General features: G+C 70.4%; 22 protein-coding genes, 1 pseudogene and 2 riboswitches. Of the genes and pseudogenes, 8 read left to right on the forward strand and 15 right to left on the reverse strand.

Features of this window, described 5'->3' with window-relative positions; all coding sequences use genetic code 11:
* The first annotated feature begins 34 nt into the window (after nt 1-34).
* Complete coding sequence (locus OG852_RS16315; RefSeq protein ID WP_330348327.1) at nt 35-622, forward strand: TIGR03086 family metal-binding protein; 588 nt, start codon at nt 35-37, stop codon at nt 620-622.
* Here OG852_RS16315 and OG852_RS16320 read toward each other — a convergent pair.
* Complete coding sequence (locus OG852_RS16320; protein WP_133915749.1) at nt 609-1,469, reverse strand: thioesterase family protein; 861 nt, start codon at nt 1,467-1,469, stop codon at nt 609-611. The two genes, OG852_RS16315 and OG852_RS16320, sit on opposite strands and share 14 nt — an antisense overlap.
* 136 nt (nt 1,470-1,605) lie before the next feature.
* Between OG852_RS16320 and OG852_RS16325 the strand changes: the two genes are divergently transcribed.
* The gene (locus OG852_RS16325) at nt 1,606-2,865 is read left to right on the forward strand and encodes an alpha/beta hydrolase (protein ID WP_330348328.1); all 1,260 of its coding nucleotides are present in this window, start codon (nt 1,606-1,608) and stop codon (nt 2,863-2,865) included.
* Here OG852_RS16325 and OG852_RS16330 read toward each other — a convergent pair.
* From OG852_RS16330 to OG852_RS16375, 10 genes are all read right to left on the reverse strand, one after another.
* Nucleotides 2,774-3,430 carry a trimeric intracellular cation channel family protein gene (locus tag OG852_RS16330; RefSeq protein ID WP_330348329.1) on the reverse strand — a complete coding sequence of 219 codons (657 nt, stop codon included), beginning with the start codon at nt 3,428-3,430 and terminating at the stop codon, nt 2,774-2,776. The two genes, OG852_RS16325 and OG852_RS16330, sit on opposite strands and share 92 nt — an antisense overlap.
* Before the next feature lie 56 nt (nt 3,431-3,486).
* Nucleotides 3,487-4,878 carry a M1 family metallopeptidase gene (locus tag OG852_RS16335; RefSeq protein WP_330348330.1) on the reverse strand — a complete coding sequence of 464 codons (1,392 nt, stop codon included), beginning with the start codon at nt 4,876-4,878 and terminating at the stop codon, nt 3,487-3,489.
* 96 nt (nt 4,879-4,974) lie between these two features.
* On the reverse strand, nt 4,975-6,204 hold the full coding sequence (locus tag OG852_RS16340) for an ABC transporter ATP-binding protein (RefSeq protein ID WP_330348331.1): 1,230 nt from the start codon (nt 6,202-6,204) through the stop codon (nt 4,975-4,977).
* Nucleotides 6,201-7,298: an ABC transporter ATP-binding protein gene (locus OG852_RS16345; protein ID WP_133915744.1), complete on the reverse strand. Its 1,098-nt coding sequence runs from the start codon at nt 7,296-7,298 to the stop codon at nt 6,201-6,203. The genes OG852_RS16340 and OG852_RS16345 overlap by 4 nt, the downstream gene beginning before the upstream one ends.
* Entirely contained in the window at nt 7,295-8,293 is a 999-nt protein-coding gene (locus OG852_RS16350; RefSeq protein WP_133915743.1) for an ABC transporter permease, read from the reverse strand. The genes OG852_RS16345 and OG852_RS16350 overlap by 4 nt, the downstream gene beginning before the upstream one ends.
* Nucleotides 8,294-8,435: 142 nt before the next feature.
* Entirely contained in the window at nt 8,436-10,238 is a 1,803-nt protein-coding gene (locus OG852_RS16355; RefSeq protein WP_133915742.1) for an ABC transporter substrate-binding protein, read from the reverse strand.
* A 125-nt stretch (nt 10,239-10,363) separates the two neighbouring features.
* On the reverse strand, nt 10,364-11,371 hold the full coding sequence (locus OG852_RS16360; RefSeq protein ID WP_133915741.1) for an ABC transporter permease: 1,008 nt from the start codon (nt 11,369-11,371) through the stop codon (nt 10,364-10,366).
* Nucleotides 11,372-11,690: 319 nt separating this feature from the next.
* The gene (locus OG852_RS16365; RefSeq protein WP_133915740.1) at nt 11,691-12,488 is read right to left on the reverse strand and encodes an enhanced serine sensitivity protein SseB C-terminal domain-containing protein; all 798 of its coding nucleotides are present in this window, start codon (nt 12,486-12,488) and stop codon (nt 11,691-11,693) included.
* A 156-nt stretch (nt 12,489-12,644) separates the two neighbouring features.
* Nucleotides 12,645-13,445, reverse strand: coding sequence for an enhanced serine sensitivity protein SseB (locus OG852_RS16370; RefSeq protein WP_133915738.1), 801 nt, complete (start codon nt 13,443-13,445; stop codon nt 12,645-12,647).
* Between the two features lie 102 nt (nt 13,446-13,547).
* Nucleotides 13,548-14,282, reverse strand: coding sequence for an AAA family ATPase (locus OG852_RS16375; RefSeq protein WP_133915737.1), 735 nt, complete (start codon nt 14,280-14,282; stop codon nt 13,548-13,550).
* A 135-nt stretch (nt 14,283-14,417) separates the two neighbouring features.
* Nucleotides 14,418-14,518: riboswitch (glycine riboswitch) on the forward strand.
* Nucleotides 14,519-14,639, forward strand: a riboswitch (glycine riboswitch).
* A 47-nt stretch (nt 14,640-14,686) separates the two neighbouring features.
* Here OG852_RS16375 and gcvT point away from each other — a divergent pair.
* From gcvT to OG852_RS16400, 5 genes are all read left to right on the forward strand, one after another.
* A complete protein-coding gene (gene gcvT / locus OG852_RS16380) occupies nt 14,687-15,805 on the forward strand; it encodes a glycine cleavage system aminomethyltransferase GcvT (RefSeq protein WP_133915736.1) in 1,119 nt (372 codons plus the stop codon).
* A 119-nt stretch (nt 15,806-15,924) separates the two neighbouring features.
* Entirely contained in the window at nt 15,925-16,302 is a 378-nt protein-coding gene (gene gcvH / locus OG852_RS16385; protein ID WP_133915735.1) for a glycine cleavage system protein GcvH, read from the forward strand.
* Between the two features lie 14 nt (nt 16,303-16,316).
* Nucleotides 16,317-17,582, forward strand: a complete 1,266-nt coding sequence (glyA, locus tag OG852_RS16390) for a serine hydroxymethyltransferase (protein WP_330348333.1) — start codon at nt 16,317-16,319, stop codon at nt 17,580-17,582.
* A gap of 57 nt (nt 17,583-17,639) precedes the next feature.
* Complete coding sequence (locus tag OG852_RS16395; protein ID WP_133918132.1) at nt 17,640-19,007, forward strand: L-serine ammonia-lyase; 1,368 nt, start codon at nt 17,640-17,642, stop codon at nt 19,005-19,007.
* 3 nt (nt 19,008-19,010) lie between these two features.
* Nucleotides 19,011-19,367 (forward strand): hypothetical protein, encoded by a 357-nt coding sequence (locus OG852_RS16400; protein ID WP_133918131.1) that lies wholly within the window; start codon nt 19,011-19,013, stop codon nt 19,365-19,367.
* Here the strand turns inward: OG852_RS16400 and OG852_RS16405 are convergent.
* Nucleotides 19,357-20,049, reverse strand: a complete 693-nt coding sequence (locus tag OG852_RS16405; RefSeq protein ID WP_330348334.1) for a hypothetical protein — start codon at nt 20,047-20,049, stop codon at nt 19,357-19,359. The two genes, OG852_RS16400 and OG852_RS16405, sit on opposite strands and share 11 nt — an antisense overlap.
* A complete protein-coding gene (locus OG852_RS16410; RefSeq protein WP_133918129.1) occupies nt 20,046-20,651 on the reverse strand; it encodes a hypothetical protein in 606 nt (201 codons plus the stop codon). Before OG852_RS16410 ends, OG852_RS16405 begins: the two co-directional genes overlap by 4 nt.
* A 104-nt stretch (nt 20,652-20,755) precedes the next feature.
* On the opposite strand from OG852_RS16410, the gene OG852_RS16415 reads away from it, so the two are divergent.
* Entirely contained in the window at nt 20,756-21,298 is a 543-nt protein-coding gene (locus tag OG852_RS16415) for an MOSC domain-containing protein (protein WP_330348335.1), read from the forward strand.
* Between the two features lie 101 nt (nt 21,299-21,399).
* Here OG852_RS16415 and OG852_RS16420 read toward each other — a convergent pair whose 3' ends face one another.
* Nucleotides 21,400-21,612, reverse strand: coding sequence for an EF-hand domain-containing protein (locus tag OG852_RS16420; RefSeq protein WP_133918127.1), 213 nt, complete (start codon nt 21,610-21,612; stop codon nt 21,400-21,402).
* A 60-nt stretch (nt 21,613-21,672) separates the two neighbouring features.
* Nucleotides 21,673-22,404 (reverse strand): annotated as a pseudogene (locus OG852_RS16425) (MerR family transcriptional regulator); the annotation flags it as partial.
* Nucleotides 22,405-22,413 lie beyond the last annotated feature (9 nt).

A 22,413-nucleotide genomic window follows, 5' to 3' on the forward strand; every position in this document is an offset into this window, starting at 1 on the left:
CCGTACCCCGTTCAGTCGAGGAGAGGCCACACCTGTGAGCACCACCGACCCCCGCCCCGTCTACACCCGCGCGACCGAGCAGGCCGCCGCACTCATCCGGACCGTGCAGCCCGAGCAGCTCGACGGTCCGACCCCCTGCGCCGAGTTCGACGTACGGACGCTGCTGAGCCACATCGTGGGCGGCACCCGGCGGGTCGCGATCGTCGGCGAGGGCGGGGACGGGCTCGCCGAGCCCTCGTTCATCGACGGCGTCGAGGACGACGGCTGGGCGGAGGCCTACGGCGGGGTGCGCACCCGGGTGGTGAAGGCCTGGGAGAGCGACGAGCGGATGGCGACGCCGGTCCGGGTGCCGTGGGGCGAGGTCCCCGGTGACGCGGCGCTCTCCGGATATGTCATGGAGCTGGTGACCCACACCTGGGACCTCGCCGAGGCCCTCGGTCACCCGCTCGCCCTGGACCCGGAGCTGGCCGAGTTCGCCCTCGCGGCCGGCCACCGCAACCTGCCGGACCCGGAGCGCGACAGCCGCACCCCCTTCGCCTCGGCCCGCCCGGCCGCGGCCGACGCGGAGGCGTACACCCGCCTGGCGGCCTGGCTGGGCCGGGAGCCGCTCAGCCGAGCCTGACGCGGGCCAGCTGCCGGGACTGGGCCACCAGACGGTCGGCGCTGTCCCAGACCTCGGCGTCCTCCTCCAGGAAGCCGCCCGCGAGGTTGCGGGTGGTGATGGAGACGCGCAGCGGGCCGGGGGCCGGGCGGCAGCGGACGTGGACGGTGAGTTCGACCGTGGGGACCCAGCCCCGCAGGCCGATCTCGAAGGCGGTCGGGGGCAGGGCGTCGACGGCGAGGAGGAGGGAGAGCGGGTCGGGTGCGCGGCCGTCCTTGAGGCCGAACCAGGCCCGCATCTCGCCCTTACCTGAGGGCGCGCCCAGGGCCCAGCCGAGGGTGGAGGGGTCGAGCTTGAGCATCAGACGGTCGGCGATCGCGGAACTGCCGTCGACGGGGGCCGGTCCGTCCTCGGGGCCGAAGCACTGGTCCATCGGCGGCAGGACGGGGGGCTTCGCCGTCGTACGGACGTCGTCCGGGAGGGAGTCGAGGTCGCCGTAGGAGGCGAGGACGCGGATCCGCTCGATCTCGTTGCCCTCCTCGTCGTACTGCAGGAGCGAGGCCTGGCCGGTGGACAGGGTGCGGCCGGTGCGGACCACGTCCGTGCGGACCACGGCCGGCCCCGGCTGGGAGGCGGTGAGGTAGTGGGCCGAGATGGTGAACGGGTCGCGGTGCGGGAGGGCGTCCGCGAGGGCGCGGCCGAGGACGGCGAGCAGATAACCGCCGTTGACGGCGTTGATGATCGTCCAGCCGGCCGAGAGGTCGATGTCGTACACGCCCGGGGCGCGCGGGGTGAGCGCGGTGTCGCGGTCGAACTCGCTGTCGCCGATGGTGGCCCGCTCGGCCGCCGCGGTAGCTGCTTCTGGCATGACTGAACCGTACAACAGGAAATTACTAAGCAGTAGCTTTTTGACTCTCCCCGGCCAGGTGAGACCCGGGCAATTTCTCGGTAAGTGTCCGTACTCGCCCGTAAACCCGGCGTCCTCGGATCCCCTCTAGGGGGACATGAGCCTCACCGGGACCGCGTTCCTCTACACCCTGATCGCGCTGGCCGTCGTCGCCGTCGCGCTCCCCCTCGTCCTGTGGTCGCGGATCGGGGGACCGAGAGTGCTGCGCGGCGCGGCCCGGGTGCTGATGCTGGTGTTCGCCCAGGGGACGGCCGTGGCACTGGTCTTCGTCCTCGTCAACAACGCCAACAACCTCTACGACGACTGGTCCGACCTCCTCGGCACGAGCAACCATGTGCAGCAGGCCGCCGACCTCGGCGCCGACGGCACGGGCGGGATCTCGCTGAAGCGTCTGCCGAAGGTCAGACAGAGGTTCACCCAGGCCCAGGGCCCCGGTATGCGCCAGGCCGGCGGGGTCCGCGTCACCCAGCTGCGGGGCCGGGTCTCCGGAGTGAACGCCGAGGTCTACGTCTGGCTGCCCCCGCAGTACCACGAGGCCGCCTACGCCCACCGCCGGTTCCCCGTGGTCGAGCTCCTGCCGGGCTACCCCGGCTCCCCCAAGTCGTGGTTCGGCTCGCTGCGCGCGAACGGGCAACTGGAGCCGCTGATGCGCGAGGGCAAGGTCGCGCCGTTCATCCTGGTCGCCCCGCGCACCACCCTGCTGCCCGGGGTGGACACCGGCTGCGCCAATGTGCCGGGCACGGTGAACGCCGACACCTGGCTGAGCATCGACGTGCCCAGGATGGTCATGGACAACTTCCGGGCCCAGCCCGCCCCCAACGGCTGGGCGGTCGCCGGGTACTCGGCCGGGGCGCACTGCGCGACGAAGCTGGCCGTCGCCCACCCCGACCGCTACCGGGCCGCCGTGAGCCTGTCCGGCTACAACGACCCCGTCGGCGAGCGGGACTCCCTGGCCGCCCAGGACCCCGACCTGCGTCGCGCCACCAACCCGTATCTGATGCTCGCCCGGGCGGCCGTCCCGCCGGCCGTGGCGCTCTATCTCTCCGGCCAGCCGGGCGACGGCTACGAGGCGGCGCTGGCGCTCCAGAAGGAGGCGAAGGCCCCGACGGCCGTGCACGTGGTGTACATCCCGAAGAGCGCGGGCGGACACACCATGGCGCTGTGGCGGCCGCAGGTCGTGCCGGCGTTCCGCTGGCTGAGCACCCAGCTCGACCAGCACCGGATCGGCGCCCGGCAGGCGAAGAGGGGTACGGGAGACCTGGGCGCTACTCCTCCCGCACCGTCGACCGCCGGTTCCACGCGCGAGGCGCTCGCCAGTGGAACCGCATCGCGAGCAGCCTCAGGACGAAAGCGGTAGCCGCCGCGACCCCGCTGGCCAGCGGGGTGAGGACGTCGTAGCGGATGCAGACCACCACCAGGGTGGCCCCGACGATCGCCGGGACCGCGTACAGATCGCGGTCCCAGCGCAGCAGCGACGGCACCTCGTTGGCCAGCACGTCCCGCAGCACACCGCCGCCGACGGCGGTCGTCAGACCGAGGGCCGCCGACGCGGTGAGGCCGAGGCCGTAGTCGTACGCCTTCGTCGTGCCCGTGACGCAGAACAGGCCGAGGCCCGCCGCGTCGAAGACGTTCACGGCCGACTGGATGCGCTCCACCTGGGGGTGGAGGAAGATCACCAGCAGCGCGGCGACCAGCGGCGTGAGGAAGTACCCGAGGTCGGTGAAGGCCGCCGGGGGCACGGCGCCGATGATCACGTCCCGGATCAGTCCTCCGCCCAGCGCGGTGGCCTCGGCGAGCACGGCGATGCCGAACACGTCGAAGTTCTTGCGGACGGCCAGCAGCGCTCCCGAGATGGCGAAGACGAAGATGCCGATCAGGTCGAGCGTGTGCTGGACGGAGGGACTGAAGATTTGCTGGAGCACCCTTGTATTGTCACCCGAAAGGCCGGGTGGACCTTACAAAGCCAGGTTGCGAGGCGTTACAGGGTCGGTTTCCCGGTGGTGAACAGCCAGGTCTGGAAGAGGTCGTCGAGCTGCTGCCCGGAGACCCTCTCCGCGAGGCGGACGAAGTCGTCGGTGTCCGCGTTGCCGTAGCGGTGCAGTTTCGTCCAGGCCGGGAGCAGCTTGAAGAAGGCCGCGTCGCCGATCCGCTCGCGCAGGACCTGGAGGGTCATCGCGCCGCGCTGGTAGACGGCCGAGGCGAACATCGTGTCGCGCTGCGGGTCGCCGACGGTGATCTGCCAGAAGGCTGAGTCGGCGGGGCGGGCGTTGTAGCCGGCCAGGAAGGAGTCGTGCGCGGAGCGGGTGCCCTGGTGCTCCGCCCAGAGCCACTGGGCGTAGGTGGCGAAGCCCTCGTTCAGCCAGATGTCCTTCCAGTGCGCCACCGACACCGAGTCGCCGAACCACTGGTGGGCCAGCTCGTGCACGATCGTCGACTCGCTGCGCACCGCCGAGTACACCGGCTTGGACTGCACCTCCAGCGAGAACCCGGCCTGCGGCATGTCGTCCACGATCGCGCCGGTCTCCTCGAACGGGTACGGCCCGAAGACCTGCGACCAGTAGTCGGTGGCGGCGGCCGTCACGGCGTACACGTCGACGTTGTTGCTGTTGGCGAGCACCGGGTCGACGGCGACGTAGATCGGGGTCCCGCCGGGGGTGGTCCCGGTCCTCACGTCGAACTTCCCGATCGTGGCGGTCGCGAGATAGGTCGCCATCGGCTTCGTCTCGCGCCAGTGGGTGTACGTCGAGTCGCCCTTGTCGTACGTCGAGACCAGCCGGCCGTTGGAGACGGCGGTCAGGCCCTTGGGCGCCTTGATCCGGATGTCGTAGGCGGCCTTGTCGGAGGGGTGGTCGCTGGACGGGAACCAGGTGGAGGCGGCGTTGGGCTCACACGCGACGAACACGCCGTCGTCGGTCTTCATCCAGCCGTAGTCCGAGCCGAACACGATGGGGCCGCCGAGGGGTTCGGGGACACCGCCGTAGGTGACCGAGACCTCGAAGGTGCTCCCCTTGCGGAGCGTTCCGCGCGGGGTGATCCGGATCTCGTCGCCGTCGCGGGTGAACTGCGCCCGTCTGCCGTTCACCTCGACCCGGGTGACCTCCAGTTTCTGCAGGTCCAGGTCGAAGGAGGAGAGGTTCTGGGTGGCGCGGGCGGTGATCGTGGTACGGCCGTCGAGACGGTCGGTGCCGGGATCGTAGGCGAGGGAGAGGTCGTAGTGGCGGGCGTCGAAGCCGCCGTTGCCGAGCTGGGGGAAGTAGCCGTCACCGATGCCGTCGGCGCCGGGGGTGGGGGCGGAGGAGGCGGCGATGACGAGAAAAGAGGCCGCCGCGGTCGCGAGGGCCCCTAAACGTGCCGAACGGGAGAGTGCCATGGGTCGTCCCTTCGAGCGTGTGCCGATAATTCGGACACGGAGGACTCTGGCCTCTCCCGTTCAGGCATGTGCATGACTTTGCCAACTCGTCATGCGCTACTTGTCGGTTGACTCCTGGCTTTCGGTCTTGGAGACCCGGGTCGGCTCGGGGGCCTCCTCGGAGGAGGCGACCTCCGCCGCCACCGCCGCCGAGGTCTCCGCCGACTCGGCGAGCACCTCGTCGGCCACCAGTTCCGCGGCCTCCTTCGCGGCGGTCAGCAGGACGGTGTCCTGCGGAGCCTGGTCCGCGAAGTTCTCCGGGTGGTGGCAGGCGACCTGCTGACCCGGGCGCAGCTGAAGCAGCGGCGGCTCGGTGGTCTTGCAGATCTCCGTCGCCTTCCAGCACCGGGTGTGGAAGCGGCAGCCGCTCGGCGGCGAGATCGGCGAGGGCACGTCGCCCTTGAGCAGGATCCGCTCGCTCTTGGCGTTCCTGCGCTTGGGGTCCGGGATCGGTACCGCCGACATCAGCGCCTTGGTGTACGGGTGCATCGGCGACTTGTAGAGCAGGTCGCGGTCGGCCAGCTCCACGATCTTGCCGAGGTACATCACCGCGATCCGGTCCGAGACGTGCCGGACGACCGAGAGGTCGTGCGCGATGATCACGTACGTCAGGCCCAGCTCCTGCTGGAGGTCGTCGAGCAGGTTGACGACCTGGGCCTGGATCGACACGTCGAGCGCGGAGACCGGCTCGTCGGCGACGACCAGCTTCGGGTTCAGGGCGAGCGCGCGGGCGATGCCGATGCGCTGGCGCTGACCGCCGGAGAACTCGTGCGGATAGCGGTTGTAGTGCTCGGGGTTGAGACCCACGACGGACAGCAGCCGCTGCACTTCCTTCTTGATGCCGCCCTCGGGCGTCACGCCCTGGAGCTTGAAGGGAGCGCCGACGATCGTGCCGATGGTGTGGCGCGGGTTCAGCGAGGAGTACGGGTCCTGGAAGATCATCTGGACGTCGCGGCGCAGCGGACGCATCCCGCCCACGCCGAGATGCGTGATGTCCTTGCCCTCGAACTCGACCTTGCCGCCCGTGGGCTCCAGCAGCCGGGTGATCAGCCGGCCCATGGTCGACTTGCCGCAGCCGGACTCGCCCACGACGCCGAGCGTCTCGCCGGAGCGGACCTCGAAGTCCAGTCCGTCGACCGCGTGCACCGCCCCGACCTGCCGCTGGAGCAGGCCCTTCTTGATCGGGAAGTGCTTCTGCAGCCCGGTGACCTTGAGCAACACCTCGCCGTCGGTACGACGGGTCTCGCTGGCCTGCGCGGGAATCGTCACCGCTTTCTCGTCACTCACAGCTTCGGCGCAATCTCTTCGGTCCAGATACGCTCCCGCTGCTCCTTGCCCAGATGGCAGGCCGCCCAGTGCCGGCTGCCGACCTCGGCGAGCTCGGGCCGGACGGTGCGGGTGACGTTGTCCTTCGGGAGGTCCGCGTACGGGCAGCGCGGGTTGAAGGCGCAGCCGGACGGGACGTTGATCAGGGAGGGCGGGGAGCCCTTGACCGGGATCAGGCGCTCCTGCTGGTCGCGGTCGAGCCGCGGCATCGAGCCGAGCAGGCCCCAGGTGTAGGGGTGGCGGGGCTCGTAGAACACCTCTTCGGCCGGGCCGCGCTCGACACAGCGGCCGCCGTACATCACCAGCAGGTCGTCGGCGAGTTCGGCGACGACGCCCAGGTCGTGGGTGATGACGATGACCGCGGAGCCGAACTCCTTCTGCAGATCCCGGATGAGGTCGAGGATCTGGGCCTGGACGGTCACGTCCAGGGCGGTCGTCGGCTCGTCCGCGATGAGCAGCTCGGGGTTGTTGACCAGCGACATCGCGATCATCGCGCGCTGGCGCATACCGCCGGAGAACTCGTGCGGGTAGTTGTCGACGCGCTTGTCGGGCTGCGGGATGCCGACCCGGTCGAGCATCTCGATCGCACGCCTGCGCGCGGTCTTCTTGTCGACGTCGTGGTGGATCCGGTACGCCTCCACGATCTGCTGGCCGATCGTGTAGTACGGGTGCAGCGCCGACAGCGGATCCTGGAAGATCATCGCCATCTCGCGGCCGCGCAGCTTGCGGACGTAGTCCGGGTCGGCGCCGAGCAGTTCGGTGCCGTTCAGCCAGATCTCACCGGAGATCTGCGCCTTGCGCTTGCCGTACTGACCGGCGGTGTGCAGGCCCATGATGCCGAGCGAGGTCACCGACTTGCCGGAGCCGGACTCGCCGACGATCCCGAGGGTCTTGCCCTTCTCCAGCTGGAAGCTGAGCCCGTCGACGGACTTGACCAGGCCGTCGTCGGTGGGGAAGTGCACCTTCAGATCGCGTACTTCGAGGAAGGCGGAGGGGGCCGGGGAGGTCGAGGAGGGCTCGTTCACGGCCGTTCCGCTCTTGCTGAGTTCGGTCACGTGAGCCTCACTCGGGGGTCGATCACGGCGTACAGGATGTCCACCACGAGGTTGGCGAAGAGGACCGCCAGCGAGGTGATCAGGGTGACGCCCACGATGATGGGCAGGTCCTGGTTGCGGATGGCATCGAGCACGGCCCGGCCGAGACCGGGCAGGTTGAACGTGGACTCGGTGAGGATCGCGCCGCCGATGAGGGCGCCGAGGTCCATGCCGAGCATGGTGAGGATCGGGGTCATCGTCGAGCGCATGGCGTGCTTGCCGATGACGGTCTGCTCCTTGAGGCCCTTGGCGCGGGCGGTGCGGATGTAGTCCTCACCGAGGATCTCCAGCATGGTGGCGCGGGTGATCCGGGCGTACATCGCCGCGTACAGGAACGCGAGGGTGATCCAGGGCAGGATCATGGCGCCGAGCCAGCCGGTGAAGCTGTCCTCCAGCGGCACGTACTGGGCGTCGATCCAGTGCAGCCCGAACGCGAAGATCGCGAGGCTGAGCATGCCGGTGAAGTAGATGGGCAGGGAGACACCCGCGAGGGCGACCACCATCGCGCCACGGTCCCACAGGGTGCCCCGCTTGAGCGCGGAGAGCACACCCGCGGCGACACCGAAGACCAGCCACAGCACGGCGGCACCGAGCGCGAGACCCAGGGTCACCGGGAAGCGGTCGGTGAGCACCGGCCAGACGGCCTGCTCGCTGCGGAAGGAGTAGCCGAAGCAGGGGGCGGCGCAGTGAATGGTGTCCCCGCCGCCCGTGTAGGTGCGGCCGGCGAAGATGCCCTTGAAGAACTCCCAGACCTGGGCGTAGATCGGGGTGTCCAGGCCCAGCTTCTGCCGCACGCCTTCGACGGCGGCCGGGTCGGCCTGCTTGCCCACGAAGCTCGTGGCAATGTCCACGCCCGCCCACTTGGGGACGAGGAAGAAGATGCCGAAGACCACCATGATGATGACCACGAGCATCACTGCGGCGGCGAACAACCGCCTGATGAGGTAAGCGAGCACAGCTCTCGGCCCGCCGCGGACCGCGGGCCACCGGAGGTCTCCCCCACTGTCTTATGGACGTGGGAGGTGCCCTCAGATGGCCCGCGATCACGCCGCGCCGGCCTTCACCTGCCTTTCGTGCCGTTCGGCGGGTGGCCGGGGGTTACTTCTTGGGGTTCTTCAGACCGAGGTTCACGAAGTCGTACATACCGCTGTAGTTGTCGGTGGTGTACACGTTCGCCAGGTTGTCCGAGCGCCAGTTGATGAACTTCTCGAAGACGAAGGGCAGGTAGTACGCGCCCTCCATGACCTTGTGGTTGATCTCCGTGGAGATCTTCTCCTTGCCCGCGTCGTCCAGCGTGGTGACGTAGGAGTCGAAGAGACCGTCGATCGTCTTGTCCTTGATCAGCGCGTAGTTGGAGTTACCGCTGTCGAGGATGTACTTGCTGTCCCACAGGGGCAGACCGAAGCCCTGGACGGTGGGGAAGTCGGGGCCCCAGCCCATGATGATGATGCCGTAGCCCTTCTTCTTCACGTTGGCGGGGCTACCGATGATGCCGGTGGTCTGCGAGCCGTCGTACTGGTCGATCTGCGCGTCGATGCCGACCTTCTTCAGCGACGCCTGGAGCGACTGGGCGGTGGCCACCTCGACCGGCTTGTTGTTGCGGACCGCGATGGTGGTCTTGAAGCCGTTCGGCTGACCGCAGGCCTTCAGGGCCTCCTTGGCCTTGGCCTCGTTGCCCGACTTGTTGGCGCCGGAGATCTCGTACGGGTCGTACTTCTGGCCCTCGGCGCCCGGGACGGACGGCGGGAGCATGTTGGTGCCGATGTCGCCACCGGCCACCGGGCCACCGCGCGCGGTCTGCAGCGACACGTGGTCGGCGCCGTAGATGACGGCCTTGCGGCACTCGATGTTGTCGAACGGCTTCACGCTCTGCGGGAAGACCGCGTAACGGATGTAGCCGGAGACCGGGTTGTCCAGGTTGGCCTTGTGCTCCTTCAGGGCGGTGGTGCGGCCCTGCGGGGACATGCCGGTCTGGTTGATGTCCAGGTCGAGGTCACCGTTGAGCAGACGCTGGTCGAGCTGGTTGGCGTCCGAGAAGAACGTGACGGTGATCTTGTCCGGGTAGGCCTTGCGGATCGGGTCCGAGGCCTGGCTCCACTTGTCGTTGCGGACCAGGGTCAGTTCCTTGCCCGGGCTGTACGACGCGAACTTGTACGGGCCGGAGGAGAACGGGTGCAGACCGTACTTGGACTTGGTGTCCATGTCCTGGCGGACCGGGGAGGCCGAGACCAGGCCGAGGATCTCCTCGAAGTCCGAGTTGGCCTGCGGGAGGTGGAAGACGACGGTCTTGTCGTCCGGCGTGTCGATCGCCTTCAGACCGAGCTTGTCCTTGGAGGAGTCCTTGTAGGGGCCCTTGTAGGCGCCCTTGGGGTCGAGGACGTCCTTCAGGTAGACGGGACCGCCGGAGAGCACGTCCTGCGCCCACACGCGCTCGATGCCGTACTTCACGTCCTTGGACGTGATCGGCTTGCCGTCCTCCCACGTGATGCCGTCACGCAGGGTGTACGTGTAGGTCTTGCCGTCGTCCGTGACCTTGGCGAGACCGGTGGCGAGGTCCGGAGTGAGCGTGGCGCCCGCCTTGCCCGGCTCCGTCTTGCCCGTGACCAGCTGGCGGCTGTAGTAGCGCGCGAAGTTCCACATGAAGCCGTAGTAACCGCGCGTGGTGTCCCACGAGTCGGCGTCCTGGGCGCCACCGAACTTCAGCGTGCCGCCCTTCTTGGCCAGGGAGGCCTGGGCGACCTTGTTGTTCGCGGCGTCGAAGCCGGCGGCACCGGTGCTCGAACCCTTGCCGCTGTCGTCGCTTCCGCCACCGCCGCACGCCGCCGTGGTCAGCAGCGCGGCGACCGCGGCGGCAGCGGCAAACGCCTGCTTCCGCCGCCCTGAGGTGCGTTGGGTAGTCACGATCTCGGATCCTCCGGATTGATGAGAGACCCCGTGTCGGTGCCACGGGACGTTTGGGGGTGCGGCAGTCGTGCGGGCTGTGCTGCGAGCTGTACTGCGGCGGTGGGTCTGGGGGTTCGGGCGGTTCAGCGGGACGCCTTCGGGTCGAGCGCGTCCCGGACGCCGTCGCCGAAGAGGTTGAAGGCCAGCACGGTGATGAAGATCGCGACACCCGGGACCACCATGTACATGGGGTCGGACTCGTAGTAGTCGATGGCGCTGGAGAGCATCTGTCCCCAGGAGGCGGTGGGCGGCTTGACGCCGACACCCAGGAAGCTCAGGGCGGCCTCGGTGAGGATGTTGGTGGGGATCATCATCGTCGTGTAGACGACGATGGGGGCCACGAGGTTCGGCAGCAGCTCCTTGAACAGGATGTACAGCCGCCCGGCGCCCAGGGAGCGGGCCGCCTCGACGTACTCGCGCTCGCGCAGGGAGAGCGTCTGACCGCGCACCACACGACCGATGTACGGCCAGCCGAAGAATCCGATGACGAGGATCATCACGAACACACGCACGCTGGAACCGGTCAGGCCCAGCAGGTCGTTCGGCATGACGGAGACCAGCGCGATGATGAACAGCAGCTGGGGGAAGGCGAGCAGACCGTCCATGACCCGGCTGATCACGGAGTCGATCCAGCCGCCGAAGAAACCGGCGAGGATGCCGAGGACGGTGCCGAGGATGACGGCGACGACCGCGGACAGGAAGCCGACGAGGAGCGAGATCCGGGCCCCGTAGAGGATGCGGGCGAAGATGTCGCGGCCGTTGACCGGCTCGACGCCCAGCAGGTGCTCACCGCTGATGCCGCCGAGGGACCCGGTCGGGGTGCCGAACAGCGGGTCGATGAGGTTCTCGTGATACTCGTTCGGGTCCTGGTCGAGCAGGCCCGTGATGACGGGGGCGAGCAGCGCGACCGTGACGAGCAGAAGCACCACGATACCGCCGGTCAGGGCGAGTTTGTCCCGCTTCAGGCGTTCCCAGGCGATCCGGCCCAGGGAACGGCCCTGTACGGCCTTGGCGCCGCCGGTGGCGACCGCCGCTTCTTCAGCCGCGCTCGGGGCCGCTTCCGCGGTCGGCTCGTGCAATGGTGCCGTCATCTGGCAGGGACCCCTCTCAACCGGCGGTGACCGGCCCGCACTTGCCGCTTGTAGCGGCGTCTTCAGTCCGTCGTACACAGGGACGAAGTCCCCTGGACCGGGAGTCTTCAACGCTTTGGCGATCTGTAGCCAGACTTGACGACGAAAGGATGCGTAAACGTGATGCGACCATGGAGGTTCCGTTATCCGGACGCGGGGTAACGGGGGGCGGACGTCGACTTATTGGGACACATCATGCGCTAGCGGAGTGAATCGCCGCCATCTACGCGCGAAGATCAAGGACCGTCAACCATCAAGAGTTCACAGGGGGTTCCCAGGTTCAGTAGCGGCCGGCGGGCGGGTAGCCGTAACCGCCCGCGGGAGCCTGGGCCGGGGCGGCCGGAACGTGCGCCTCACGGTCGTAGAACGGACGGGCGCCGGCCCGCATCCACATCACGACCGGGTCGTGCTCGTCGGTCATGGCGACCGTCGACACCGGCAGTCCGTCCGGCACGGCGCCGATCGACTGCTGCATCATCGCCCGTACGGCGTCCACGGCCGGCGGGGAGGTGTCGTACACGTCGAGCCCGATGGCCAGGTAGGGGGCGCCGAGGGCCGGCTGCACCCAGGCGCGGCGCAGCGCGCGGACCGCCGGGGTGCGGTGGGCGTTCTGCGCGAGCAGGGCGTAGAACTGGGGGATCTCGATACCGGGTTCGGACAGCCGCAGAGGGCCGGCGGGCTGGCGCTCCAGGCCCGTCGCGATACGGCGCAGGTCCAGCCAGGGGATGCCGACGCCGCCGCCGGGGGCGTGCGGGTTCAGCCAGAGGCCGTAGTGGTCGGGGTAGAGCGTGCGGGCCACGTCGACTCCGTCGACCACCTCGTAGCCGCGGTTCCAGCCGCTGGCGCTCAGTTCCTGGGCGGAGGTGACGCAGGGGGCGTAGCCGTGCCCGTCCACCTGCATGTTTCCGTACTGGGCGTCCGGGGAGCCGGCGCGGCCGTGCCACAGGAGCATCCAGACCTGGCCGGTGGCGGGGGTCGCGAGCGCGCGCAGGAGGGCCTCGTAGGCGTCGTAGCGCCCGGGCGTGACCTGGCGCAGCATGTGCTCGACCTGTCCGGCCGCGATGCCGCTGGCGCTCACCCTTTACCGCCCCTTCTTCTTTGTTGCCCCTCGTCTGTGAACAGCTTAAGCGCCCAGGGGGTCGGGGGGCCGTTGTGCGTGGGCGAGTGCGGGTGCGCGGTGGCTTGCCGCGCAGTTCCCCGCGCCCCTTCAGGCGGGCCCGCTCCCCCGGGATTTCTAGGCGAGCCTTGTGTAGAAGGGTCGTATGCGGTCGCGCATCCAGTCGGCCACCGGGTCCTGGGCGACGTCCAGGAGGATCAGGTTGACCGGCCAGGTCACGGGGGTGCTGCCCAGCGCCCGGCCCAGGGCGTCCAGGGGGAGTTCGCGGACCTCGGGGTCCAGGTGGGTGAGTTCCACGCCCACGAACATGACCGGCTCGGCCGTCTCGACGGCGGCCAGGCAGCGGCGGGCCGTGAGGACCACGCCGGTCGCCTCGAACGCGGCGGAGGCCGCGGCGAGGAACTCCATCGGGTCGTCCTGCCAGTCGGGTTCGAAGAGGCGCACGCGGCCGCCGCTCGCGGGTCCGTCCAGCACGGTGCGGCCGCTGCGGCACAGCTCGGCCACCGCCGCCGGGGGCAGCGGGGCGCCGACCGTGCCGTCCGGGTTGACGAGGATGCCGACCTGCGGGGGCAGCCCGCGCGCGAACTCCACCGCCGGGGCGATCGTGTACGACATGTGGGAGCCGACGGCCTGGCGGAACTGTTCCTCGGAGCTGAACACCGGCACATAGGCCTGGCCCTCCAGCTCCACCGTGGGCAGGTCGAGGGGGCCGCTGTGCGGGCCGCCGCCGCTGGGCAGGGGCACCCAGACGAAGCTGCGCCCGAGCACCTCCACGATCCGGGCGCCGGCGCTCGGCATGCCGAGGGAGGCGGAGAGCACCTCCTCCAGTTCGTTGCCGGGCCATCCGCCGTGGGGATGGGGGTGTGCCTGCGCGGGGAAGTCCGGGGAGACCGGGAAGTCCGCCGGGGGGAAGTCCATCTGCCTACCGCCTGCTGGGAACCGCTGTTGTGGCTGAAAGGCTAGCGGGTACGAGGAGCGCTTTCCTCGGTCCGTGAGCAGTCCGTGAGCGGTCCGGGAAGCTCATCCGGTGAACCCGATCCGGTTCAGGGCGTCCGCCGCGTCCCGGTCGAGCAGCACCGCCGAGCCGACACCGGCGGGCAGCCGGCCCTGCTCCACGGCGCGGACCAGGCGGGTGGCGGCCCTGCGGTGCCGCAGGAACGCGTACCGCGAGACGCCTCGGCCGCGCTCGCGCTGGCCCTCGATCGCGGTGTCCGCGGTGACGTCCAGGAGGAGCAGGTGCAGGGTGCCGCCACGGCGGCGGGCCTCGCGGGCCAGCCAGTCGCGCACCCAGGTCTGCGTGCCGCAGTCGTGCACGACGACGCCCTCGCCGGTGCGCAGCGCGCGGCGCAGCCCGGCGTAGTGGGCGAGGCGGACGAGGGGGCGGTAGACGGCGTAGGGCAGGAGACGCGGGGCGCGGGCGTCCCAGCGGTCGCGGGTGTCCTGGGAGTCGATCCCCGTGCCCCGGACGGCGCGCCGCATGAGCGTGGACTTGCCGCTGCCGGGCAGCCCGGTGACGACCACCAGGTCATGGGGGCCGAAGAGCAGTCCGTGCGGGCTGTGCCCGCCCCGCTCGCGCAGATCGCGGACGACGGGGACGGTCCGCGGGTCGCAGGCCTCCCGGGCCCGGCCCGTGGGCTGTGCGGGCAGCGCGGGCAGCGTGAGCGCCGAGGTGGTCGCGAATGCCGTGGTCCTCGCCGTGGTCCTGTCCACCGTGATCGTCCTCCCCTGGGGTTCGGGTAAGTCCCTCCTCCCCATCGAGCGTAAAGAGAAGGTAATGCGCGGTGTCTCGTCATTTCGTGCGCGTACAGACACAAGCCGGTTACAGATGTGGCCTGCCACGATCGGGCGCGGGCGTGCAATGATGGGCGCGCCAACTGCATACCGGCCGTTTGAATCCGCGCGGGAGAGTCCCCAGCAGCAGTTTTCGCCGGGGCGCCGAAGGAGCAAGTCCCTCCCTTGAATCTCTCAGGCCCCGTTACCGCGCGGGCGAGGCACATCTGAAAAGCGGGCCGCCGTCTGCGGTGGCCCCACCCAAGGTGCAAGCCATGCCGTGCTCCCGTGGAGCAGACCGTCATGGCGAACCTCTCAGGTTCCGATGACAGATGGGGAGGAACGGGGAGGAACGACCTCCCCGTCATGCCTGGGGAGACGACCGACCGATGAGCAGTACCGAACTCCGTCACACCGCGCTCGATGCCCTGCATCGCTCGCTCGGGGCGACGATGACCGACTTCGCCGGCTGGGACATGCCGCTGCGCTACGGCTCCGAGCGCGACGAGCACACGGCCGTGCGCACACGGGCCGGACTCTTCGACCTCTCGCACATGGGCGAGATCACCGTCACCGGTCCGCAGGCGGCCGCCCTGCTGAACTTCGCCCTCGTCGGCGATCTCGCGGCGGTCGGTGTCGGCCGCGCCCGCTACACCATGATCTGCCGGGCCGACGGCGGCATCCTGGACGACCTGATCGTCTACCGGCTCGCCGAGACCGAGTTCATGGTCGTCGCGAACGCCTCGAACGCCCAGGTGGTGCTGGACGCGCTGGTGGAGCGGTCCGCCGGTTTCGACGCCGAGGTGCGCGACGACCGGGACGCGTACGCGCTGCTCGCCGTCCAGGGCCCCGAGTCGCCGGGCATCCTGAAGTCGCTGACCGACGCCGACCTCGACGGCCTGAAGTACTACGCGGGCCTGCCCGGCACGGTCGCCGGGGTCCCCGCCCTGATCGCGCGCACCGGGTACACCGGCGAGGACGGCTTCGAGCTGTTCGTGAGGCCGGAGCACGCGGTCGCGCTGTGGCAGGCGCTGACCGAGGCGGGCGAGGGCGTCGGCCTGGTCCCCTGCGGGCTGTCCTGCCGGGACACCCTGCGCCTGGAGGCGGGCATGCCGCTGTACGGGCATGAGCTGTCGACCTCGCTGACCCCCTTCGACGCCGGGCTCGGCCGGGTGGTGAAGTTCGCGAAGGAGGGCGACTTCGTCGGCCGCGAGGCGCTGCTGGAGGCCGCCGAACGGGCCGCCGCCGAGCCGCCGCGCGTCCTGGTCGGTCTGGTCGCCGAGGGGCGGCGGATCCCGCGCGCCGGGTTCTCCGTCGTCGCCGGCGGCGAGGTGATCGGCGAGGTCACCTCCGGCGCGCCCTCGCCCACGCTGGGCAAGCCCCTCGCGATGGCGTACGTCGACGCGACCCACGCGGCGCCGGGCACGGCGGGCGTCGGGGTGGACATCCGGGGCACCCACGAGCCGTACGAGGTCGTGGCCCTGCCCTTCTACAAGCGCGAGAAGTAGAGAGAGACCTAGACACTGAGCGCGCCGGCTCGTGCCCCGCGCACATGTCCGCTGCTCAAGCACGTCCTTCGCAGTCCCCCCTTCATCAGCACTCCCCCGCGTACAGGAGAATTCAGGCCATGAGCAACCCCCAGCAGCTTCGCTACAGCAAGGAGCACGAGTGGCTGTCGGCCGCCGAGGACGGCGTCGCGACGGTCGGCATCACGGAGCACGCGGCCAACGCGCTCGGCGATGTCGTCTTCGTGCAGCTCCCGGAGGTCGGGGCCACGGTGACCGCGGGCGAGTCCTGCGGTGAGCTGGAGTCGACCAAGTCGGTCAGCGAGTTGTACTCGCCGGTCGACGGCGAGATCGTCGAGGTCAACCAGGACGTCGCCGACGACCCGTCGCTGGTGAACTCCGCCCCCTTCGAGGGCGGGTGGCTGTTCAAGGTACGCGTCGCGGGCGAGCAGGAGGAGCTGCTGTCCGCCGACGAGTACACCGCCTACACCGCCGGCTGAGGATGACCGTCCAGATGACTGTTCTGAACACCCCCCTGCACGAGCTCGACCCGGAGATCGCGGCCGCGGTCGACGCCGAGCTGCACCGCCAGCAGTCCACCCTCGAGATGATCGCCTCGGAGAACTTCGCTCCGCTCGCGGTCATGGAGGCCCAGGGCTCGGTCCTGACCAACAAGTACGCCGAGGGCTACCCGGGCCGCCGCTACTACGGCGGCTGCGAGCACGTCGACGTGGCCGAGCAGATCGCGATCGACCGGATCAAGGACCTGTTCGGCGCCGAGTACGCCAACGTCCAGCCCCACTCCGGCGCCTCCGCCAACCAGGCCGCCCTGTTCGCCCTGGCCCAGCCCGGCGACACCGTCCTCGGCCTGGACCTCGCCCACGGCGGCCACCTCACCCACGGCATGCGGCTGAACTTCTCCGGCAAGCAGTTCCACGTGGTCGCCTACCACGTCGACGCCGAGACCGGCCTGGTCGACATGGCCGAGGTGGAGAAACTCGCCCTGGAACACCGCCCCAAGGTCATCATCGCGGGCTGGTCGGCCTACCCCCGCCGGCTCGACTTCGCCGAGTTCCGCCGCATCGCGGACGCGGCCGGGGCCTACCTGTGGGTGGACATGGCGCACTTCGCCGGCCTCGTCGCCGCCGGCCTGCACCCCAACCCCGTCGAGTACGCCGACGTGGTCACCTCCACCACCCACAAGACCCTGGGCGGCCCCCGCGGCGGGATCATCCTGGCCCGGAAGGAGTTCGCCAAGAAGCTGAACTCCTCGGTCTTCCCCGGCTTCCAGGGCGGCCCCCTGGAGCACGTCATCGCGGCCAAGGCGGTCTCCTTCAAGGTCGCCGCGAGCGAGGAGTTCAAGGAGCGCCAGCGCCGCACGGTCGAGGGCGCGCGCCTGCTCGCCGAGCGCCTCACCGCCCCCGACGCCCGCGAGGCCGGAATCGACGTCCTCTCCGGCGGCACCGACGTCCACCTGATCCTGGTCGACCTGCGCGCCTCCGCACTGGACGGACAGCAGGCCGAGGACCGGCTCCACGAGGTCGGCATCACCGTCAACCGCAACGCCGTCCCCCACGACCCCCGCCCGCCGATGGTCACCTCCGGCCTGCGCATCGGCACCCCGGCCCTTGCCACCCGCGGCTTCACCGCCGAGGACTTCACCGAGGTCGCCGACGTCATCGCCGAGGCCCTGAAGCCGTCCTACGACGCCGAAGCCCTCAAGGCCCGGGTGAAGGCCCTCGCCGACAAGCACCCGCTTTACCCCGTTCTGAACAAGTAGTTCCCTGGTGGGGGTACCCGAAGGCGTGTGCCCCCACCCTTTCTGTAAGGAATGCCCGTGGCCATCTCGGTCTTCGACCTGTTCTCGGTCGGCATCGGCCCGTCCAGCTCCCATACGGTCGGCCCGATGCGCGCGGCCGGCATGTTCGCGCGGCGCCTGCGGGGCGATGCCCTGCTGGACTCCGTCGCCTCGGTCCGCTGCGAGCTCTACGGTTCGCTCGGCGCCACCGGCCACGGCCACGGCACCCCCAAGGCGGTCCTGCTCGGCCTGGAGGGCGCCTCACCGCGCACGGTGGACGTGGAGACCGCCGACGAGCGGGTGGAGCGGATCAAGGAGTCGGGCCGGCTGCGGCTGCTCGGCGAGCGCGACATCCCGTTCTCCTTCGACGACGACCTCGTCCTGCACCGCCGCACGGCACTGCCGTACCACGCCAACGGCATGACCGTCCGGGCGTACGACGCCTCGGGCGCGGAGCTGCTGACGAAGACGTACTACTCGGTGGGCGGCGGCTTCGTCGTCGACGAGGACGCGGTGGGCGCGGACCGCATCAAGCTGGACGACACGGTCCTGAAGTACCCCTTCCGCACGGGTGACGAACTGCTGCGCCTGACGCGGGAGACGGGCCTGTCGATCTCGTCCCTGATGCTGGAGAACGAGCGGGCCTGGCGCACCGAGGAGGAGATCCGCGACGGCCTCCTCGACATCTGGCGGGTCATGCAGGCGTGTGTCTCCCGGGGCCTGTCCCGCGAGGGCATCCTGCCGGGCGGGCTGCGGGTGCGCCGCCGGGCCGCCGTGACCGCCCGTCAGCTCCGGGCCGACGGCGACCCGCTGGCGCACTCCATGGAGTGGATCACCCTCTACGCGATGGCGGTGAACGAGGAGAACGCGGCGGGCGGGCGCGTGGTGACGGCCCCCACCAACGGCGCGGCCGGCATCATCCCCGCCGTCCTGCACTACTACGTCAACTTCGTCCCCGGCGCCGACGAGGAGGGCGTGGTCCGCTTTCTGCTCGCCGCCGGCGCGATCGGCATGCTGTTCAAGGAGAACGCCTCCATCTCCGGCGCCGAGGTCGGCTGCCAGGGCGAGGTCGGCTCCGCCTGCTCGATGGCGGCCGGCGCCCTCGCGGAGGTGCTCGGGGGCTCCCCCGAGCAGGTCGAGAACGCGGCCGAGATCGGCATGGAGCACAACCTCGGCCTCACCTGCGATCCGGTCGGCGGCCTGGTCCAGATCCCCTGCATCGAACGCAACGGCATGGCCGCGGTCAAGGCGGTCACCGCCGCCCGCATGGCGATGCGCGGCGACGGCTCCCACAAGGTGTCCCTCGACAAGGTCATCAAGACCATGAAGGAGACCGGCGCCGACATGAGCGTGAAGTACAAGGAGACGGCCCGGGGTGGCCTGGCGGTGAACATCATCGAGTGCTAGGCCGTGTCGGACCATGAGGTGGAGGATCTGGTCGAGCACTCCGTCCGGGCCCTGGACGCCTGTTTCCCGGTGGACGACCGCCGGGTGCGGGACTGGATCGGGGCGCTGTACCGCTTCCAGGACGGGCACGACTGCTCGTTCACACAGGGGCGGGTGGAGGACGTGCTGCTCCGGCGCGGGTTCACCCTTCCCGTCCCGCCGGGAGACTCCGTCCCGCTGATCGACGTCCTGCGGGCCCTCTCGGTCGCGGCGCGGGAGACCGGGGACCGTGAGCTGATCGCGCAGTGGTGCGATCTGGTCCCCGGTCTCTGCGCGCTGTACGACCTGGATGTCGACGAGGCGGACGGCCTCACCCGCTGATCCCGCGCGCGGGCCGCCGCTCGGCCCGCTCGGGGTGGAGCCGGGCGAACGCGGCCGTGAACTCGAAGGGGTACTCCACGCAGGTCTCCCCAGCGAAGCACCGGTCGGCGTGCCGGCGCATCCGGGGGCCGTAGGTGGCGTGGTGGATCAGGTCCGAGTACGTCTCGCGCTTCCCCAGGTCCAGCAGGCCCGCCGTGTCGGCCAGGTAGACGTCGAATCCCGGGTACATCAGGCCCAGGTAGGGCATGTCGTCCAGGTCGAGGGCGAGCACCGGGTACTCGCCCTCGTCGTCCGGTTCGGTGACGGCGAGGACGCGCCGGGAGTCGGAGCCGCCGGGCAGCAGGAAGCACTCGGAGAGGTGTCCGGAAAGCCAGGCGAACTCCTTGCCCCAGAAGTCGCCCATCTCGTCCCCGACCAGTTCGTCGATCGGGCGCGGAGCGAAGGAGCCGTCGGGGGCGAACCAGTGGTGGCGTTCCAGCAGACTCGTGTCGTACGCCAGCCAGGCGCGCAGGCTCGGCGACAGCGGACGCCCGGACGGGAACACGGCCTCGGCGAGCGCCTCCTCGGCCAGGGGCCGGGCGACTCCGTCCGCCACCCAGGGCACGTTCACGTACGGCAGGAGGGACGGCAGCGCGCTCGCCCCCGGATCGCGGCGGACCGACTCCAGGACCCGCTCGGTCAACGGGACTCCGTGCATGGGCTTGCCTCTCGTTCGTACGGGGAGGGGGACGGCGTGCGAGGACTGTTCCAGACCTCGGCCGCGGCGGCCGGGTCGCGGGGCAGCAGTGCGGCGAGGTAGTCCTGTTCGGCGCGGCCCGGGTGCCGCCCGGCCGCGCGGGCCAGTGCGCGGAGTGCGCTCCCCAGCGGGCGGGACGGTGCGAGGCCGCCCGCGGTGCGCCGTACGCACAGCCGGGTGAAGCGCTCCAGGGCCTCGGCCGCGGGCACCCGGGCCGTCAGCTCTCGCGCGTACGCCGAGAGCGCCTTCGCCGTCAGCGCCCCGCCCAGCGTGAGCTCCAGGCAGACGGCCTCCAGGCGCTCCTCGTCGACCGTGAGCCCGTGCTCGGTCTCGGCCGCGCGGGCGAGGGTGAACATCCGTGCCGCGTACGTCGGTTTCCCCACCGCCAGGAAGACCCGCCCCGTCTGCTCGTGGAGGGTGGGCAGGAGGTGCGGCCCGGCGCAGGCCAGCCGCTCGGCGGCGTCCTGGCAGGCGTCCAGGGCGGCCCTGGCGTCGGACTTCGCCAGGCGCGCGATCCGCTCCGCCTCCGGAGCGATGTCGAGGATCATGCCGTGATTCTGCGGGGTGCCGCTGACAACGCCCGCAGCGCGCCCGGTGCCGCACCCGGAAGCCGGGTTCTACGATGATCGGACCGCAACGGAACGGGGGCAGGATGTCCGGCTCGGTCAGCGCCGTGAGCAGCAACGGCACGTACTCCTTCAGCAAGCCCAACCGCGACAGCATCACGCTGGTCGAGGGGCTGGGCGTGGAGGGTGACGTGCATGCCGGAGCGACGGTGAAGCACCGGTTCCGGATGGAGAGGGATCCGACGCAGCCGAATCTGCGGCAGGTGCACCTCATCCACGAGGAACTGTTCGAGGAGGTGCGCGAGGCCGGGTTCGAGGTGGCCGCCGGGCAGCTCGGGGAGAACGTGACGACCCGGGGCCTCGATCTGCTGGGGCTGCCGGTCGGGGCGCGGCTGCGGCTGGGGGCGGACGCCGTGGTGGAGGTGACCGGGCTGCGCAATCCCTGTGCGCAGATCGACCGCTTCCAGAAGGGTCTGATGAAGCAGGTCGTGGGACGGCACGCGGACGGGCGTCCGGCGTTCCGGTCCGGGATCATGGGCGTCGTGCTGTGCGGGGGCGTGGTGCGCGCGGGCGATCCGATCGCGGTCGAGCTCCCGGAGGGCCCGCACCGGCCCCTGGAGATCGTCTAGCCGCTCCCTCGCCCGGGGTCCGGCCGCCGCAGCGTGCGCATCGGGCGGCGCCGGGGACGAGGCAGGGGGGCTCCCGTCGGGCGCCCCCCTGCCTCCCGCGCTCACTTGTTCAGGTAGGTCCAGAACTCGTCGAACGACAGGACCTTGTCGCCGTTCAGGTCACGGGTCTTGATGATGGCCTCGGCGACCGACTCGGTGACGTTCCAGTCGCCCTCCTGGGCGAGGGCTGTCTTGAACTCGGCGGCGGTGATGAACCCGTCGCCGTCCGTGTCGATGCGCTGGAACTGCGTGCGTGCTTCTTCGATGTCGGCCACCGATCCGCCCCTCTTCGCCATACCTTGCGGTGTCTTGCTGTCGTACTGACGCAGGTCAGATTAACCGTCCGCCCGCGACCGCAGTGCAGCGACCACCCAGGCGAAGTCCTCGGCGTGCGGGGGCGCGGGCCGCCGGTTCACGATCGAGAGGAGTTCGCGGTAGCGCGCGACCCGCTCGTTGAAACCGGCCGTCATCCGGTCCAGTACGGCGGCACGGTCGGCGTCCCCGAACAGTTCCGGCAGCGCCTCCTCCGCCTCGGGCGCGCCGGGCTCGATGCCGCGCTCGCGCAGCGGGCCCACCAGCTCGACCAGCCGCTTGGCGAACCACATGGCCTGCCCGCGCGGGGCCTGCGGGGTCCGGTCGGCCGCGTCGAACTCGACGGCCCGGCGCATCTGGGCCCGGAAGTGCGGGTCCTGGAGCATCTCGGCCGGCTCCACCGTCCACCTGCTCCGTCGTCGGATCGTCGTCGAGATCGACGGCGGTGCGCCGCAGCCGTTCCCGGATGTCCGGGCCGACCGTGTCGAGTCCGTGCAGGGCCTCCACGAACTCCTCCATGATCCGCTGCCGTTCGGCCGCCGACAGCCGTGCGAGCTGGTGCATCAGGGTCGTCTCCTCCGCTGTGGAACCACGCCGGGCCACGCTCGACAGCACCGCGCGCGCCACCTTCAGCGACCGGATCCGCGCGTCCAGCGCGGACACGTGTGCCGCCGCACCTCCGCGACCGTCCGCTCCCCCGCCGGCACCCGGCGGACGTCCGCGAGGCCGAGGCCCAGCTCGCGCAGGGTGCGGATCGATCTGCG

The organism is Streptomyces sp. NBC_00582 (assembly GCF_036345155.1).
In the GTDB taxonomy this organism is placed as follows: Bacteria; Actinomycetota; Actinomycetes; order Streptomycetales; family Streptomycetaceae; genus Streptomyces.

Bases quoted from the DNA above. Each gene is read 5' to 3' on its own strand.
- OG852_RS16415 (WP_330348335.1), top strand. From the start codon at position 20,756: ATGTCCGGCTCGGTCAGCGCCGTGAGCAGCAACGGCACGTACTCCTTC.
- OG852_RS16410 (WP_133918129.1), bottom strand. From the start codon at position 20,651: ATGATCCTCGACATCGCTCCGGAGGCGGAGCGGATCGCGCGCCTGGCG.
- OG852_RS16375 (WP_133915737.1), bottom strand. From the start codon at position 14,282: ATGGGGAGGAGGGACTTACCCGAACCCCAGGGGAGGACGATCACGGTG.
- gcvH (WP_133915735.1), top strand. From the start codon at position 15,925: ATGAGCAACCCCCAGCAGCTTCGCTACAGCAAGGAGCACGAGTGGCTG.
- gcvT (WP_133915736.1), top strand. From the start codon at position 14,687: ATGAGCAGTACCGAACTCCGTCACACCGCGCTCGATGCCCTGCATCGC.
- OG852_RS16360 (WP_133915741.1), bottom strand. From the start codon at position 11,371: ATGACGGCACCATTGCACGAGCCGACCGCGGAAGCGGCCCCGAGCGCG.
- OG852_RS16320 (WP_133915749.1), bottom strand. From the start codon at position 1,469: ATGCCAGAAGCAGCTACCGCGGCGGCCGAGCGGGCCACCATCGGCGAC.
- OG852_RS16370 (WP_133915738.1), bottom strand. From the start codon at position 13,445: ATGGACTTCCCCCCGGCGGACTTCCCGGTCTCCCCGGACTTCCCCGCG.
- glyA (WP_330348333.1), top strand. From the start codon at position 16,317: ATGACTGTTCTGAACACCCCCCTGCACGAGCTCGACCCGGAGATCGCG.
- OG852_RS16335 (WP_330348330.1), bottom strand. From the start codon at position 4,878: ATGGCACTCTCCCGTTCGGCACGTTTAGGGGCCCTCGCGACCGCGGCG.
- OG852_RS16325 (WP_330348328.1), top strand. From the start codon at position 1,606: ATGAGCCTCACCGGGACCGCGTTCCTCTACACCCTGATCGCGCTGGCC.